The following is a 14,961-nucleotide window of genomic DNA, read 5'->3' as shown; positions in this document are numbered from 1 at the left end:
TCCTAGAGCGGGCGCCGCACCCGGGCCAACAGGGCCGCGTGGTGCGGCGCCCGTTTCAGTACGTCCTCGTTGCCGAGGAGCACCAGCTGCTGGCGCGCCCGCGTGAGGGCCACGTTCAGCTTGCGGTCGACGCGCCCGCTTTCGTCGGGCGACACCATGAGCTCCAGCTGGTGCTCGTGGTGGCAGCAGAAGCTCACGATGATGACCTCGCGCTGGCTGCCCTGGTAGCGCTCCACGGTGTCGACGCTGACTTGGGTGAGGCCCGGTAAGTCAAGCTCCAGCGCCAGCTGCGCCAGCCGCGCCCGAATCCGGGCCGCCTGGTTGCGGTAGCTGGCGATGATGCCCAGCGTGGTTTCGGGGTTAAAATCGGCCCCGTAGCCCCGGGCCACGTAGGCGGCGGCCTGCCCGGCCAGCTCCGCTTCCTGCGCCGATTCTTTCATCGACAAATCTTCGGGCAGGCGCTGGGTGGGCACAAACACCACGCGCTGCGCCCGCAGCGCGGCCGCAAACGCATCGGCCGGCGCGGGCCAGTGGGCGCGGTCGAGGGCGGCGGCCTGCCAGGGCTGCGGGCAGCGCAGCTGGTTTTCGTAGAAGTCTTCATTCACCAGCACGGCCAGCTCCTGGTGCATGCGGTATTGGTCGGCCAGGGTGCCGTGGGCGTGCGGCCAGTGGGCCTCGGCGCGCCGGAACAGGCGCTCGAAATAAGAGTTGCGCAGGTTGGTGAGGCCCAGTTCGTCGCGCAGCAGCTTGGCCACCTCGGGAGCCACGGCGCTGGCTTCGGGTTCCTGGGCCACCACGGCGGGCAGCTGGCGGTGGTCGCCGATGAGGATGAACTTGGGCACTTTGGCCAGCAGGGCCAGCATGGGCGATTCCAGCACCTGGCTGGCTTCGTCGACCACGGCCAAATCGAACTGCTTGAGCATGAATAACTCGGGCTTGCCCAGCAGGCTGGCCACGGTGCCCACATAGAACGGGCAGGTGGTGAGGCGGCCGCGCACCATCTGGCGGCTGGTGCAGTCGCGCAGCATGTTGTCGAGCAGGTAAGGGCGGTACGCGGGCGCCGTGCCCAGCCGCGAGCCCACCCGAATAAACGGCAACTTAGCCTCGACCAGCTGCTCGCAGATTTCGTCCACGGCGCGGTTGGTATAGGCCGCCAGCAGCACCTGTTTGTGCTCCTGGTACAGATTGACGGCCAGCTCGCGCAGCACGGCGCGCGTTTTGCCGGTGCCGGGCGGGCCGCACAGCACAAACCAATCGGGAGCTGCCAGGGCCCGGGCCACCACTTCTTTGGCCGAGGTGGCCGGGGGCGCGCCGGGGCCCCACTCCTCCGGTTCACGGGGGCCAGTGCGGCCCAGCAGGCGCTTGCGGCGCTCCGGCGCCAGGCTCAGAAACGCCGACAATCCCGCCCATTCGCGCCGGAAAGTGTCGTAGGTGTCGGGCTCGAGGGCCCAATGCGAGTGGCCTTGCAGGTAGCGCGGCGCCATGCGGCGGTTGCGCACGCTCAGCACCACGCGGCCATCGGCGCTCAGGTCCTCGGCCAGCACCACCTTCACCACTTGGGCATCGAGCACGGAAAGTGTTTTGTTGCCGGGGTCAAGCGCGGCGCCATCGCGGAGGTGGCGCCGACGAGGATAAAGAATCAGCGTGTCGCCGGCCCGGAAGTTTACTTCGCGGCCTTCGGCGGGGCGCTGAAAAATGAGGTGCGGCCCCAGGCCGTCGCGGGCGTCGTCGGGGGAGTTGCTGTTGTCTTCCAGCAGCACCAGGTCATCGAGCAGGCTGAAGTTCTGGAATTTGCGGGCCTGCGGCAGGCGCCAGAGGCCGGCCTGGCCTCCCGCATCGCCGGGCCGGGCCTCGTCGCCGAGCAGCGTGAGGCGCATTTCGCGGGCGGTGAAGCGGGCCAGCTCCAGGCAGTAGGCGCGCTCCACGCGTTCGGCGGCGGCCCAGGCGTTGGCCACTTTTTCGGCTTTGGCCTTGCCAAATGGCGGCAGCGCCGTGAGGTTGGGGTGTAGCACGGGCGCAAGCAGGCGGGCCGTCTGCACGGGGCCGGTGGCGCGGGCCAGCTGCAGCTCGATGCCTACCAGCTGGTTGCGGGCCGAGAGCAGCCGGTCAATCAGCTCCTGATTCTGGTCGACGCGGCGCACGGCGGGCTGCCCGCTGGCCGCGTTGGAGTACAGGATGCTGGTGCGGCCCCGGCCGGCCGTTTCGCCGTCGGCCCCAAACACCGATTCGAGCAGCAGGCGGTAGAGCTGGGCCTGGGCGGCGTGGTTGCTCCAGGGCTCGGCGTGCGGCACTTTGGTGGAGCTTTTCAACTCTACCAAGTCGTAGCCGGTGGCGCTTTCGTGCAGCAGGTCGAGGCGGCCCTGCAGGCCGTAGGTAGCCGAGAGAAAGGTGGGTTCGAGAAAGCAGTCGGCCAAGCGCAGGGGCTCCTGCTGGTAGCCGGTGCGGCTCTGAGCCACAAAGCCCTGCACGCGCGTTTCGCGCAGGGTGCGGTGGTGGCGGCGCAGGTCGTTGAGCAATTCGGGCACCCCGGTGCGCGTCTGAAACTCGGGCAGCGTGCTGATGGCCAGCGGCGCGGCGCGGAACAGGCGCTGCTTGAAAAACTTTTCCAGGTCGAACTCTTCCACCACACGCTGGCCGATGCCAGCTACCGCGCCGGCATCGGCCAGCGTGGCAATCTCGGCTTGCTGGGCGGCGTGGCTCACTTCTTCATCCAGCAGCAAGTTCACCAGGTTTCCGACCACCAGCGGGCGGGAAGTATCATCGGGCAGAAAGGCGTTCATCAGCGCCCACTCCGGAATGGTGGCCGTGGCCTGGGCGCACTCGGCAATCGTAGTCACGCTGACTAGGTAATCGGGCTCCAGCACCACCCGACGCGGGCACACCCGGCCATCGGCCTGCAGCACCGGCCCGATGAGGTGCAGCGTAGGATGCAGCGCCGCCGCCAGCGGGAATAGGTTGTGGTAAGCCTCAGGCAATAGCAGCTGAAAAGGCGCGGCCGGGCAGCCGTCGGCCGGGGTGGCCATTTCCACCGTCATTTCCTGTCGAGGCTCGTCTACGTGCAGCACGATGACGCGCCAGGTGGCGCCGGGCTGGGCACTTTCGGCGGGCACAAACCCGGCGGGACCAACGGGCGGCAAGGCGGGCATTTCCGGGCCCGCTTCCGGGATTTCGGGCAAGCGCGGGCCCTCGTACACTTCGCCGGTGAGGTGCAGCACCAGCGCGGCCACGGCGGCGAAACCCGCAGCTACCTCGGCGGGCGTGCCGGCGTAGCTTTCGTGCAGCACCAGATTGGCGGCGAGGCGCAAGGCCTGCAGCTGACTGCGCAGGGCGGCGGGCAGCCCCCGCTGAAAAGCCACCTGCCCGATGGCCTGGCTCAGGTCGACAAAGGGCGTGTTCTGGTGCTTGCATTCGTCGCGCAGCACTTTTTCCAGCAGCTTGCGCAGCTGGGGTAGCTGGTCGGCGGGTGCGGCCGCGGGGGCAGCAGCCAGTGCCGCCAGAAGTGCGTAGTATGGGGCAGACATAGAAGCGAGAAACGAGGGCCAGACTGTTAAAAGTACTGCTTTTTTCAGCCTTCTCCAGCGAGCGAGTGCCTGCTATTGGGCGCCGGTGAAACCGCGCGGGGCCAGCAGCTTGCCGCCGCGGTACATGTTGAGGTAGAGCGTGACGGGCGTGGGGTTGCCGGTCCAGGTCACGGCGTACACGTCGAGCAGGGCCGAGTTGTCGACCACGCCGCGGCGCGTGCGGAACGGGCAGCAGCTGGCCTTGCGCTCGTAGGTAACGGCCTGGCCCTGCGGGCCTTTCAGCGCGTTGAGGTAACGGAGTTGGTTGCGCACCCCGGCCGAGCGGCCGCCGCCCACGCGAATGGGGTTCTTTTCGGAATAGCCGTAGGTTTCGTCGTCGCTCACGTCGCGCACCACAAAGGGGAGCACTACCGCGCTGCCGCTTTCGTTAGCCGCCGTGGGCAGGGTTGTCGTACCACCGTACAAGGGCGGCGCTTTGCGGGCGCTGCTGCACCCGGTGGCCAACACTCCCATTACGCCCAGCCACACCCACGTTCTATTTCTCATGCCCAGTCTATTGATGATGGTTGCCTTCCCTTTTTCCTTGCTATCAAAGCCCAAAAGTACGCCCCAGCTTGCCAAACGCCGTTTTTCCGCCGCGCTGGCGCTGCTGCTGGGGTTAGCGGCAGCGCCCGTTGCCCCCGTTTTTGCCCAGGATGCCGCCCCGGCGGCCGTCAACCCCGACAGCCCTCTGCCCGGCCTGCTGCGCGAGCGGGCGGTGCTCACGCGCCGCTACGCCGAAGCCAGTGCCCAGCGCCACAGCCTGTTCGGGAACAAGCCCTCGAAGAAAGACCTGCAGGAAGTGGTGGATGCCCTGCAGGGCATTGTCGACAAAGACCAGCAGATTGTGGACGTGCTCAATCGCACCGCTCAGGAAGCCAAAACCACGTCGGTGCGCCTGGCGGCCACCACCACCCAGCTGGAAAACACCAGCCGCGGCGACCGCAACGTGACGTCCCAGCGCCTGTCGGAGCTGGAGAACGAGGCCGAAAACCTGCGCCAGCGCGAACGGCAGCATACGGCCAAGCAGCGCGACCTCGAAGCCGAAGTGGCCGAGGCCAAGCAGGGCCACTTCGTGCGCGATGCCCTCATTGCCGGGCTGTCGGTGGTGTGCGTGGGCCTGCTGGTGGCGCTGCGCCGCCGGCGGAAGTAGCCGGTATCGGGACGGCTTGCGGGAAGAAACCCGGTGATGCCTGTTAGGCTGGCAAACTGTTCCGTTTTCCCGCATGACTGTTCTCTACTGGCTGCGCAACGACCTGCGCCTGCACGACAACGAGGCTCTGACCGCCGCTGCGGCCGCCGCCACTACCCTGCTGCCCGTGTACTGTTTCGACCCCGTGCAGCTGGGCGCTGATGCCTACCTGGGCCTGCCGCGCACCGGCCCGCACCGGATGGCTTTCCTGCTCGAAACGCTGGCCGATTTGCAGCAACGCTACGCCGCGTTGGGCTCCGGCATTCACTTCGTCGTGGGGAGGCCCGAGGACGTGCTGCCCGCCCTGGCCCGGCAGGTGGGCGCGCAGGCTGTGTATGCCAGCACCGAGCACACCACTGAAGAAGACGAAGCCGAAGACGCCCTGGTAACAGCTTTAGGGCCGCAAGTGCCGCTGCGCCGCTTCGAGACCCTCACCCTGCTACACCCCAACGACCTGCCCATTCCGCTTCGCAACCTGCCGTACTCGTTCAGCAAGTTTCGGTTTGATGTCTTTTCGAAGATGAGCGTGCGCCCCCCGCTGCCCGCGCCGCGCCGGCTGCCGACGCTGCCCGAGGGGTTCGCGCCCGCGCCCTTGCCCACTGCTGGGCTGATAGCCGCCAAGCTTGGTCAGCCCTCGCTGATTCGCATTCGCCCCGACCGCCGCTCGGCCCTGCCCGCGCTGGGCGGGGGCGAAACCGCCGGCCTGGCCCGCCTGCACAATTACGCCGTGGAGCGCCACCTCATTGGCCGCTACGACGACACCCGCAACCAGATGCTCGGCGAGGCCTTCAGCACCAAGTTTTCGCCCTGGCTGGCCAACGGCAGCCTCTCGGCCCGCCAGATTTGGGCGGCCATCGACGACTACGATGCCACCCACGGCGCCCGCAGCAAAGGGGCCATGCAGCTGCGACTGGAGCTGCTGTGGCGCGACTATTTCCGCCTGCTGGCTTACCGGACCGGGCCCGACTTCTTCCGCTGGCGCGGCTTGCGCGAGCAGCTGCCCAAGCCCACCCGGCCCGACCGGGCGGTGTTTGAGGACTGGGCTGCCGGCCGCACCGGCAATGCCTTTGTGGACGCCAACATGCGCGAGCTGGAAGCCACCGGCTTCATGAGCAACCGCGGCCGGCAGAACGTGGCCAGCTACCTCATCCACGACCTGCACCAGGACTGGCGCTGGGGCGCGGCCTGGTTCGAGCACCAGCTCATCGACCACGACGCGGCCTCGAACTGGGGCAACTGGAAGTACATCGCCGGCACCGGCACCGACGTGCGCGACACGGCCTTCGACGTGGCCCAACAGGCCCGGCGCTACGACCCGCAGCAGCGCTACGTGCGCACCTGGAGCCAGTAGCGCGGGCTTTTAGTCGGCGCCGAAACCGACCCTATTCCCCGAAGCTCTCACGCGAACGGCAAGTCCGCGCTGCGGGCCGGACGTACCTTCGCCGCATGTCCGATACGTTTCCTTTTCAGCTGGCCACCGCCCCACCGCCCATCTCGCCCGAGTACGAGATGGTCATTTTTGCCGATGTGGGCGGACTGGAGGAGTATTATCGGCTGTTTCAACACTTCGGCTACGGAGGCACGCCGGCTTCCTGGGCCGAGCACCTCGAAACCATCGTGGAGGAGCATGCCCCTGCCCTGCTCAACGAGCTGGAGCTGACGGAAAGCGGCACTGCCTTCGTGGCCTATGCCAGCAACGCCGCCATTGCCGACGAGTTTTTGGCGTGCGTGCTCCCCTACTTCGGCTCGCTGCCCAAGCTGCAGAAATACCTCAGCCAGACCGACCCGGACGACTTTTTTGCCTAAAGCCCCCGGGCTTCCGAAAAAGCGCCTGACCTTCGGCCACTCATTTTCCGTTTTCGTTGTTATTCATCCAACGAAATCAACCCGCATTCTTTTGTCCGATACCACCTTCACCCCCACCGACCCTTACGCCCTCGAAAAAGAGCTGCGCCACACCCAGGCCCTCATGCAGCTGGAGCAAAAGGAAGACCTGGAGCAATTCAAGATTAAAAACGCCAAGGCCAGCATTGCCGAGCGCCAGCAGCGCGGCCTGACCTGGTACCCCGTCACCATTGCCAAGGAAGAAATTGGCTTTGGTGGCAAAGTGGTGCTCGAGCTGGAGCGCCCGGCCGGCCAGCAGGGCCTGCACCTGTTTCAGGTGGGCAAAAACGCCTCGCTGTTTGGCAACATTCCCGGCCGCTCGGCCACCGACCGGCCCACGCTCAGCGGGGTGATTACCAGCGTGCGACGCAACAAGCTGTTGCTGGCCACCACCAAGGAAGACCTGCCCGACTGGGTGCTCGAAGGCGGCAAGCTGGGCATCGACCTCACGTTTGACGAGGTGAGCTACCGCGAGATGGACTACGCCCTGGGCAAGGTGATGGGCGCCTACGGCGACCGCCTCGCCCACCTGCGCGACGTGCTGCTGGGCGCCAAGGAAGCCCGTTTTCGGGAGGAAAAATCCACCGACTTGTTTTATCCCAGCCCGCTGAACGCCTCGCAGCTGGCCGCCGTGCGGCACGTGCTGGCGGCGCAGGACGTGGCCATCATTCACGGCCCGCCCGGCACCGGCAAAACCACCACGCTGGTGCAGGCCATTCTGGAAACCATCCGGCGCGAGCGGCGCGTGCTGGTGTGCGCGCCCTCGAACACGGCCGTGGACCTGCTCACCGAAAAGCTGGCCGAGCGCGGCGTCAACGTCATCCGGATGGGCAACCCCAGCCGCGTGTCGGACCTGCTGCTGGAGCACACGCTCGACGCCCAAGTGATGGCCCACAAAAGCTACAACGAGCTGCGCTCGATGCGCCAAACGGCCGAGCAGTACCGCGAAACCGCGAGCAAGTACGTGCGCAACTTCGGCTACGAGGAGCAGCAGCACCGCCGCCAGCTGAAGGAAGAGGCGCGCATGCTGTTTCAGCAGGCCGACGATTTGGAGCGCTACATCACCGAAGACCTGCTGGAATCGGTGCAGGTGATAACCTGTACGCTGGTGGGCGCCGCCAACCGCAACATCCGTCACCTGACCTACGAAACGGTGTTCATCGACGAGGCCGCCCAGGCCCTGGAGCCGGGCTGCTGGATTCCCATCGCCAAGGCCAACCGCGTGGTGCTGGCCGGCGACCACCACCAGCTGCCGCCCACCGTCAAAAGCGAGAAAGCCGCCCGCGACGGCCTGCGCGAAACCCTGTTCGAGAAGTGCATCAAGCGCCAGCCGGCCACGGCCCGCATGCTCACGGTGCAGTACCGCATGCACGAGCAGATTATGGAATTCAGCTCGGAACAATTTTATGAAGGCAAGCTGGAAGCCCACGAAAGCGTGCGCCACGCCGGCCTGGACGAGTACGACCTGAGCTTCGCGCCCGACCTGCCGGTGGAGTTTCTGGACACGGCCGGCTTCGGCTTCCAGGAAATCACCATCCCAGAAAGCCGCTCCACCGCCAACCCCGAAGAAGCCGGCCTGCTGCTCAAGCGCCTGGCGCAGCTGCTCGAACCCTACGACCCCGCCGACCACGAGGAAGACCTGCTCACCATCGGCGTGATAGCCCCCTACCGCGCCCAAATCAACTACCTGAAGGACGCCATTGAGGGCAACGACGAGCTGGCCGGCCTCCTGGAGCACCGCATGCTGAGCGTGGGCACCGTGGACTCGTTTCAGGGCCAGGAGCGCGACATCATCGCCATCACGCTCACGCGCAGCAACAACCACGGCGAAATCGGCTTCCTGAGCGACATCCGCCGCATGAACGTGGGCATGACGCGGGCGCGCCGCAAGCTGCTGCTCGTGGGCGACTCGTCGACGCTTAGCGCGCACCCGTTTTTCAAAGCCATGCTGGAGTACATCGAGCGCATCGGGGGCTACCGCACGGCCTGGGAGCTGCAGGATTAGCGGGTGTCGAGACGCGAAGTGTCGCATCTCAACGCTCGTTCTTAGTCAGCGCATGATTTTGCCGCGGTTGTCCCAGTGGCTGTGCTTCACGGCCAGACTGCCCGGTTCTCGCTTAATGGTGCGGGTGTACCGCTCGCCGACGATGAGGCCATCGGGCCGCCGCTTGCCGAAAAACAGCGTCACAGGCTCGCCGTGTTCGTTGGTGAGAAAGGTGATGTCGTAGCCTTTAAACACGTCGTCGATGCTGGTTTTGGGCTCGAAGGATTTGCTGAGTTTTTTGTCTAGCTCGGGGTGCAGGGGCATGGGAAATGGCGGAAGGTTCTACCATTTCTACGCGGGCCATTGGGCCGGGGGCTGGCTTTTGCGGCGGGTTTACCGAGCAAATGCAGCGCTTACGAGGGCAAGTGGGTGCGCCTCTGCAAAAAAACATTCATCCGCTGAACTTACCGAAAGCATAAAAAGCGGGGCCGCGCCACAGGAAAAACACCTTGGACGCGGCCCCGCTTTTTGCTAGTCTCAACCCTACTTTCTTACGGCAGGTCAATCACCGACATGGTGTGCGGCGCGTCCGATTTTGAGTTGACAAACTTCTTTTCCGGCTTGTCGAAATCGGAAATGTAAAGGCGCTTGCCTTTCAGCAGGACTTCGGCCGGCTGGTCGAGGAGGCCGCCGGTGCCGTCGGTATCGCCGTTTTGGGCCAGGGTGGTCACGGCGTTGTTGTTGCGCAGGTCCACCACTTCGATGGCGTTTTCGCGCGAGTTGCAGAGGTAGAGCTTGTCGGTGCTGCGGTCGATGATGAGGCCGTCGACGCAGGGAATCTGCTTGCCCTGCAGCGTCAGGATTTCTTGCTTGGCGAGGCTGCCATCGGCTTTCAGCGTCATTTTGTAGAGGCGCCCGTCGCCGAAAGAACCGGTGTAGAAGTTGCCTTTGCTGTCGTAGTCCAGGCCGTCGGCGCCGTTGTCCACGCCGGTTTCGTTCACCGTGGTGCTAAAGGTGGCCAGCACGTGCGGGTCTTTGGTTTTGGGCTTCAGATGCACCACGCCCTTGTTCAGCTCGGCCAGCGTGAAGCGCAGCACGGCGCTGCCCTTGTCATTGTCGGGCATGTCCCACTGGCTGTCGGTCACGTAAATCGTGTTGCCTTTCCACACCACCGCGTTGGCCAGGGCGAAATTGTCGACCACGGTGGTGATGGCGCCGGGCTTGCCATTTTTCATTTGCACCTTCATCAGGCGCGATTTGAAATCCTTGCTGTTTTCGTACTGGTTTTCGGCGTAGTACAGGTTGCCGTCGGGCCCGAACGCCAAGTCCATGGGCGCCGCTTTTTTGGTGGTGGGCTCCACCGGCAGGTTGGTGGCAAAGAGCTGCAGCGAGTCGTTCACAATCTCCATCAGCGAAGCCGGCTGGCTGTTATCGGCCAGGTTGGGCACCGACAGGATGAGGTGGCCGTTGGGCGCCAGGGCCAGGCCGTCGGGGGTGTTGTGGGCGTCGTCGAGGGTGAACAGCAGCTTGGGGCTGCCGATGGTGGGCACCGCGGGCGCCGACGCGCCGGCACTGTCGGCATCGGCCTTCACCACGGCCTCTTTGTTCACGGCCTCGCGTTCGGTTTTGGGGTCATTCGACTGGCAGCTGGCCAGCAGGGCGCCGCTCAGCAGCACCGGAATCAGGTTGCGCATACACTCAGGAAAGAATAGGAAAGGAGAGAAAAGAAGGGCGTGGCGCTCAACGCGAAGTCGCCGCCACCAGCCGGCTAAACGCAGCGAGAAGGACGAGGTTACGGCCCGCTCGCCCGGCCCGCCCACAAAATCCCGGGCGGGGGGTGGCTGCGCCGCCGGGTTTTGCGTACTTATCTTGCCCGTAAATTTTTCTTACCACCCACTCCCCGGCCGGCTTGCCCGGCCCGCACTCTTATGGCCGCAATCAGCGACAACAAAGTCGTCACCATCACCTACGACCTCAGCGTGACCGACGAAAACCAGGAAAAAGTATTGGTGGAATCGGCCGAGGCCGACTCGCCCATGGTGTTCCTTTTCGGCCACAGCGGCCTGCCCGAGGAATTTGAGTCGCAGCTCGACGGCAAAAACCCCGGCGACGAATTCCAGTTCAGCCTCACCCCCGACCAGGCCTACGGCGACTACGACGAGCAGGCCCTGGTGGAAATACCCAAAGAGGTGTTCCTCATCGACGGCAAGCTGGACGAGGAAATGCTGCAGCCCGGCAACTTCCTGCCCATGGCCGACAACGAAGGCAACCACATGCAAGCCAAAGTGGTCAGCATCGGCGACACGGGCGTGAAAATGGACTTCAACCATCCCCTGGCCGGCATGGTGATGCACTTCGCCGGCAAAGTGCAGGACGTGCGCGACGCCACCGCCGAAGAGCTGGCCCACGGCCACGTACACGGCGAAGGCGGCCACCACCACTAGGCAAGCCCCCGGCGGTAGTTGCGACCGCAACGACCATCCCTTAAACGAAAAAGCCCCGGCACTGCACAGTGCCGGGGCTTTTTGCGGTGTAGAGACGCGAAGTGTCGCGTTTCTATACCATGGTGATAAACGCATCCACGTGCTGCCGGAGCTGCGGGAAGAATTCCCCAAAGTCCTCCTCATACGCCGCATAGTTCCGCTCCAGCTCCGCCGTGGCTGTTTCCATGCCCGAGCCGGCCGTGGCCCGGCGGCTCAGGCCAGAGAGGGCGCGCCGGATGCCTTCGACCTGCGCATAGCCCTGCAGCCAGTTGTGCTCGGTCATGTAGGGCAGGAAGTGCTGCACGCGGGGCGGCATGTCGGCCCGACGCGCCGTGAGCAGCGCGTACACGCGTTGGGAAAATTCGGGCAGCGCTTCGGCAGAGTAATCCTCGAAAGCGCGGGCCAGGAAGTGGTCCAGAAACACGTCGGAAATGACGCCGGCGTATTTGCCGTAGCCGGCTTGGCGCAGGCGCCGGGTGCTGCGGCGCACCACGGGGTGCTGGTCGGTAAAGGTGTCGATGGCCCGGTGCAGGCGGATGCCGGCCTGCACGGCGGCGGGGTACTTTTCAAGCTGGCGGCCGGGCACCGAGTCGGCAATGAAATTGCCCACCAGCAGGTCGGCGTAGTGGGCCGCGGCGGGCGGGCCGGAGAGCAAGAGGTGGGCCAGGAAGTTCATGGCCGATACAACCACCAAGCGGCCCGTTTGTCCCAACCGTAGGAAACAAGTCAGCGGCTCAGGCCGTAAGCCCAGTACTTCTTTTCTCATTTTTCTTTCCAAAACACCTACTCCCATGGCCGACCAAGTTGCCGTAAGCCACGACGTAACCAAGCTCGTCGATAAAATCAAGGACATCAAGATTGCCATGATGACGACCATCGAAAACGGCACGGAGCTGCACTCGCGGCCCATGTATACCTCGCAGCCGGAGGAAGATGGCACGCTCTGGTTTTTCACCGAGCAAGACTCGCAAAAAGTGGGCGAGCTGCAAAAGGACCGTCACGTCAACCTGGGCTACTCCAAGCCCGACGATAACCTCTACGTGGCCATCACCGGCACCGCCCAAGTGGTGACGGACCGCGCCAAAATCAAGGAACTGTGGAGCGAAGGCCTGCGCGGCTGGTTCCCCAAAGGTTCCGACGACCCCAACATTGCCCTGCTGAAAGTGACCATCGACAAGGGCGAGTTCTGGGATTCGCCCAATTCGACGCTGCTGCGGGCCTACACCTACGCCAAAGCCGTCATCACCGGCGAGCGGGACCAGCCCAGCGCCGACCGCCAGTCGGTGGTGATTCCCAAATAACCGCGCCCCGCGCGTAGCCCGTGAAAAGGCCGGAAGCAATTCCGGCCTTTTTTTGTTGTTTCAGCGCCGCGGGGCTATGCCGCGCGGCGTTTCTTTGTTTTTTCAGTTGCATGCCCCTCACCACGCTCACCGTTTTTACGCTACAGCCCGGCCGCCGGCGTTGGGGCCTGGCCCAAATGGGCACGTCGCCCGCAAAGCTGGCCCGGGTGCCGGGGCTGCGCTTTTTCAAGCTACTGGGCAGCGGCGCCCGCAACGGCTTCGGTTTTTGGCCCAACCTCGACCGCTACGGCTTCATGGCCGTGTGGGATGACGCAGCGGCGGCCGAGGATTTCTTCGGCCAGCACCCGCTCTGGGCCACCTATCAGCAGCGCAGCGCCGAGCTGTGGACCCTGCAGCTGGCCCCCCTCAAGGCGCAGGGCCTGTGGGACGGCCAGCGCCCGTTCGATTACGAAGCTGCCCCGCTTCCGGCGTCGGCCCCGGCGCCGGTGGCCGTGCTCACCCGGGCCAGTATTCGCTGGGCGAAAACGCGGCGGTTCTGGCAGTTTGTGGAGCCCACCAGCGCGGCCCTGGCCGGCGCAGTAGGCGTGCGCGCCGCCCTCGGGCTGGGCGAGCTGCCGGTGGTGCGGCAGGCCACGTTCAGCGTGTGGGAATCAGCCCAAGCCATGCAAGAATACGCCTACCGCGACGTGCGCCACCGCGAGGTCATCCAGCTCACGCGGCGCGAAAACTGGTACGCCGAGGAGTTGTTTGCCCGGTTTCAGGTGCTGAGCAGCACGGGCACGCTGGATGGGGCCGACCCCATGGCCGGGCTTGTGGGCCGGGGCTAATCCTGCAGGTTGTAGCGGCGCAGCCAGCCGGCCGCCGTGGCGCTGAGCCACGGCTCGGGGTCCTGCTCCACGGTGAGGCCCGGTAAGGTCGGCGCGGGGCTGCCGGGCCGGCCGTACCACAATATGAGGGGCTTTGCGGCCTCCGCCTTCGCGGCAGCGGGCAGGACGACCCGGTCCTGGCCTTCGCCGGGGTACAGGGCCACGGCAATGCCGGGCGCGGCGGCGTCTATCGTGAAAACGTCGTTGCCGGCCAGGCCGTAGAGGCTCAGCTTTTTGGTATCGTGCTGGGCATACACCCGCTCTGAAATCAGGCTATCGGGCCGCGCCGGGCGAATGGCCAGTACGCGCAGCCGCAGCTGCCCCGGCCCGGCACCGGTCAGCTCAAACCGTTCGGCGCGGTCGGTGCCGGGCACCCAGGCTTCTTCGGCCAGCAGCTCAAAATAGCGCCGGGCCACGGCCGGCAGCTGCGCCCGTCGTGCCTGCAGCGCCGGCCCCAGCTGCTCGGCAATGGTCGCCTGTGTTTCCTTGGGGCCGGCCGTGAGGGCCTGCGCAATGGCGGCATCGCTGAGGCGCCGCTGCAGCGAATCTGCTTCCTGCCGAAAGTCTTCGGCGCTCAGGGTGCTCAGCAGCGTGCGGTCAAGGGCGCGGGCAGTGCGGGTGAGGCCTTCCACGCTGCCCGGCTTGATGGTGGCGTGAAAGCTCTGAAACTTGGGCAGAAACCACGACAGCAGCCGCGTGAGCACGCCGTCATCGAACCGAAAAAAGGCTTGGTCCCGGTCACGCGGAATGGGCCGGAACACTACCCCGCCCCCTTCCAGAAAGCTCGCCCAGCGCCACTGGTCTTCGCGCCGGCTCCAGTCGCCGAGCCACATATCCAGCAGGCGGGCGCGCAGGTAGGCCCGGGCGTCGGGCTGGTAGCTGGGGCTCTGGCGCAGGGCCGCCAGCATGCGGTGCGAGTTGAAGATGGCCCGCGAGCCGCCGAAGCTGGCTTGATGTTCCTGGTCGCCCTCGGCCCGCTCTTCCAGCAGGTACAGGGCGTTGGCGTAGCCGGGCTGAAACTTGCCCAGCGCGGGGTCGTTGGCGAGGTACACCAGGCGCGGGTTGGCGTGGTACACGCCGGCGGCTTCGGCCAGCGGTGCGGCGATGTACGCACCGTAGGGCTGCGACACGCTGGTTTGGTCGCGCATGAGGCCGCTGAGCCAGTTGCGCATCCAGCCGGCGGGCAGGGCCCGGCTCATGTCTTTGTCCACGGAGCGCAGCACCAGCTGGTGGCCGGCGGCGGTGCGCAGGCGCAGGGTGCGGCTCTGGTAGCTGCCTCCGGCCCGCATGGGCGTCAGGCTATCGAGCTCGGCCCGGGCCAGCCGAATGACGGGCACCGTGACGGGCGTGGCCCACAAGCTGCGGTAGTGCTCCCCCCAGAAAAACCGCCACACCGGCCCGCGGGCGTATTGGGGCCCTGCGGCCAGCTTCACGGTGGCCGAATCGGGCGCCCACTGGGCCAGGGCGCTGCCGGGCGGCGCGGTGTGCGAGCAGCCGGCCAGCCCCAGGCCCACGGCCGCGGCGGCGCCCGCCACCGTGCCCCATACCCGTAGCAACCCTCCGCGAGACATCCGAAACAAACGTGGCATTTTTTTCAGGGCCGGTGCGCCGCTGGGCGGGTCAGATGACCAGGTGTGAGCCCGTGTATACTGCAAACCCCGGCGCTACGGTTATGCCACTGACCATCACGG

General features: G+C 65.7%; 13 protein-coding genes. 7 read left to right on the top strand and 6 right to left on the bottom strand.

Going from position 1 to position 14,961, the window contains the following annotated elements; translation table 11 throughout:
* Nucleotides 1-2: 2 nt before the first annotated feature.
* A complete protein-coding gene (locus IC234_RS03715; protein WP_190922475.1) occupies nucleotides 3-3,521 on the bottom strand; it encodes a DEAD/DEAH box helicase in 3,519 nt (1,172 codons plus the stop codon).
* A 72-nt stretch (nucleotides 3,522-3,593) separates the two neighbouring features.
* Nucleotides 3,594-4,067 carry a hypothetical protein gene (locus IC234_RS03710; RefSeq protein WP_190922474.1) on the bottom strand — a complete coding sequence of 158 codons (474 nt, stop codon included), beginning with the start codon at nucleotides 4,065-4,067 and terminating at the stop codon, nucleotides 3,594-3,596.
* On the opposite strand from IC234_RS03710, the gene IC234_RS03705 reads away from it, so the two are divergent.
* From IC234_RS03705 to IC234_RS03690, 4 genes are all read left to right on the top strand, one after another.
* Nucleotides 4,066-4,713 carry a hypothetical protein gene (locus IC234_RS03705; protein ID WP_190922473.1) on the top strand — a complete coding sequence of 216 codons (648 nt, stop codon included), beginning with the start codon at nucleotides 4,066-4,068 and terminating at the stop codon, nucleotides 4,711-4,713. The genes IC234_RS03710 and IC234_RS03705 overlap by 2 nt on opposite strands.
* 73 nt (nucleotides 4,714-4,786) lie before the next feature.
* A complete protein-coding gene (locus IC234_RS03700; protein ID WP_190922472.1) occupies nucleotides 4,787-6,103 on the top strand; it encodes a DASH family cryptochrome in 1,317 nt (438 codons plus the stop codon).
* 95 nt (nucleotides 6,104-6,198) lie between these two features.
* The gene (locus IC234_RS03695; RefSeq protein WP_190922471.1) at nucleotides 6,199-6,558 is read left to right on the top strand and encodes a hypothetical protein; all 360 of its coding nucleotides are present in this window, start codon (nucleotides 6,199-6,201) and stop codon (nucleotides 6,556-6,558) included.
* 91 nt (nucleotides 6,559-6,649) lie between these two features.
* Nucleotides 6,650-8,641, top strand: coding sequence for an AAA domain-containing protein (locus tag IC234_RS03690; protein ID WP_317173318.1), 1,992 nt, complete (start codon nucleotides 6,650-6,652; stop codon nucleotides 8,639-8,641).
* A 45-nt stretch (nucleotides 8,642-8,686) separates the two neighbouring features.
* Here the strand turns inward: IC234_RS03690 and IC234_RS03685 are convergent, their stop codons facing one another.
* Together IC234_RS03685 and IC234_RS03680 are read right to left on the bottom strand one after the other, a co-directional pair.
* On the bottom strand, nucleotides 8,687-8,944 hold the full coding sequence (locus IC234_RS03685) for a hypothetical protein (protein WP_190922470.1): 258 nt from the start codon (nucleotides 8,942-8,944) through the stop codon (nucleotides 8,687-8,689).
* A 227-nt stretch (nucleotides 8,945-9,171) separates the two neighbouring features.
* On the bottom strand, nucleotides 9,172-10,314 hold the full coding sequence (locus IC234_RS03680; RefSeq protein WP_190922469.1) for an SMP-30/gluconolactonase/LRE family protein: 1,143 nt from the start codon (nucleotides 10,312-10,314) through the stop codon (nucleotides 9,172-9,174).
* Nucleotides 10,315-10,548: 234 nt separating this feature from the next.
* Between IC234_RS03680 and IC234_RS03675 the strand changes: the two genes are divergently transcribed.
* Complete coding sequence (locus tag IC234_RS03675) at nucleotides 10,549-11,064, top strand: FKBP-type peptidyl-prolyl cis-trans isomerase (protein WP_190922468.1); 516 nt, start codon at nucleotides 10,549-10,551, stop codon at nucleotides 11,062-11,064.
* 112 nt (nucleotides 11,065-11,176) lie between these two features.
* On the opposite strand, the gene IC234_RS03670 is transcribed toward IC234_RS03675, so the two are convergent.
* On the bottom strand, nucleotides 11,177-11,779 hold the full coding sequence (locus IC234_RS03670; protein WP_190922467.1) for an acyl carrier protein phosphodiesterase: 603 nt from the start codon (nucleotides 11,777-11,779) through the stop codon (nucleotides 11,177-11,179).
* 115 nt (nucleotides 11,780-11,894) lie between these two features.
* Between IC234_RS03670 and IC234_RS03665 the strand changes: the two genes are divergently transcribed.
* Both IC234_RS03665 and IC234_RS03660 read left to right on the top strand, forming a co-directional pair.
* A complete protein-coding gene (locus IC234_RS03665; RefSeq protein ID WP_190922466.1) occupies nucleotides 11,895-12,404 on the top strand; it encodes a pyridoxamine 5'-phosphate oxidase family protein in 510 nt (169 codons plus the stop codon).
* A 110-nt stretch (nucleotides 12,405-12,514) separates the two neighbouring features.
* A complete protein-coding gene (locus IC234_RS03660) occupies nucleotides 12,515-13,231 on the top strand; it encodes a spheroidene monooxygenase (protein WP_223827444.1) in 717 nt (238 codons plus the stop codon).
* Here the strand turns inward: IC234_RS03660 and IC234_RS03655 are convergent.
* Nucleotides 13,228-14,841 (bottom strand): hypothetical protein, encoded by a 1,614-nt coding sequence (locus IC234_RS03655; protein ID WP_190922465.1) that lies wholly within the window; start codon nucleotides 14,839-14,841, stop codon nucleotides 13,228-13,230. The two genes, IC234_RS03660 and IC234_RS03655, sit on opposite strands and share 4 nt — an antisense overlap.
* Nucleotides 14,842-14,961 lie beyond the last annotated feature (120 nt).

Origin of the sequence: Hymenobacter armeniacus (assembly GCF_014699055.1) — a bacterium.
GTDB lineage: Bacteria > Bacteroidota > Bacteroidia > Cytophagales > Hymenobacteraceae > Hymenobacter > Hymenobacter armeniacus.
The sequence above is the reverse complement of the archived record's forward strand: the minus strand, read 5'-3'. Positions and strand labels throughout refer to the sequence as shown.

Bases quoted from the DNA above. Each gene is read 5' to 3' on its own strand.
- IC234_RS03665 (WP_190922466.1), top strand. From the start codon at position 11,895: ATGGCCGACCAAGTTGCCGTAAGCCACGACGTAACCAAGCTCGTCGAT.
- IC234_RS03655 (WP_190922465.1), bottom strand. From the start codon at position 14,841: ATGTCTCGCGGAGGGTTGCTACGGGTATGGGGCACGGTGGCGGGCGCC.
- IC234_RS03715 (WP_190922475.1), bottom strand. From the start codon at position 3,521: ATGTCTGCCCCATACTACGCACTTCTGGCGGCACTGGCTGCTGCCCCC.
- IC234_RS03700 (WP_190922472.1), top strand. From the start codon at position 4,787: ATGACTGTTCTCTACTGGCTGCGCAACGACCTGCGCCTGCACGACAAC.
- IC234_RS03660 (WP_223827444.1), top strand. From the start codon at position 12,515: ATGCCCCTCACCACGCTCACCGTTTTTACGCTACAGCCCGGCCGCCGG.
- IC234_RS03695 (WP_190922471.1), top strand. From the start codon at position 6,199: ATGTCCGATACGTTTCCTTTTCAGCTGGCCACCGCCCCACCGCCCATC.
- IC234_RS03685 (WP_190922470.1), bottom strand. From the start codon at position 8,944: ATGCCCCTGCACCCCGAGCTAGACAAAAAACTCAGCAAATCCTTCGAG.
- IC234_RS03705 (WP_190922473.1), top strand. From the start codon at position 4,066: ATGCCCAGTCTATTGATGATGGTTGCCTTCCCTTTTTCCTTGCTATCA.
- IC234_RS03710 (WP_190922474.1), bottom strand. From the start codon at position 4,067: ATGAGAAATAGAACGTGGGTGTGGCTGGGCGTAATGGGAGTGTTGGCC.
- IC234_RS03675 (WP_190922468.1), top strand. From the start codon at position 10,549: ATGGCCGCAATCAGCGACAACAAAGTCGTCACCATCACCTACGACCTC.
- IC234_RS03680 (WP_190922469.1), bottom strand. From the start codon at position 10,314: ATGCGCAACCTGATTCCGGTGCTGCTGAGCGGCGCCCTGCTGGCCAGC.
- IC234_RS03670 (WP_190922467.1), bottom strand. From the start codon at position 11,779: ATGAACTTCCTGGCCCACCTCTTGCTCTCCGGCCCGCCCGCCGCGGCC.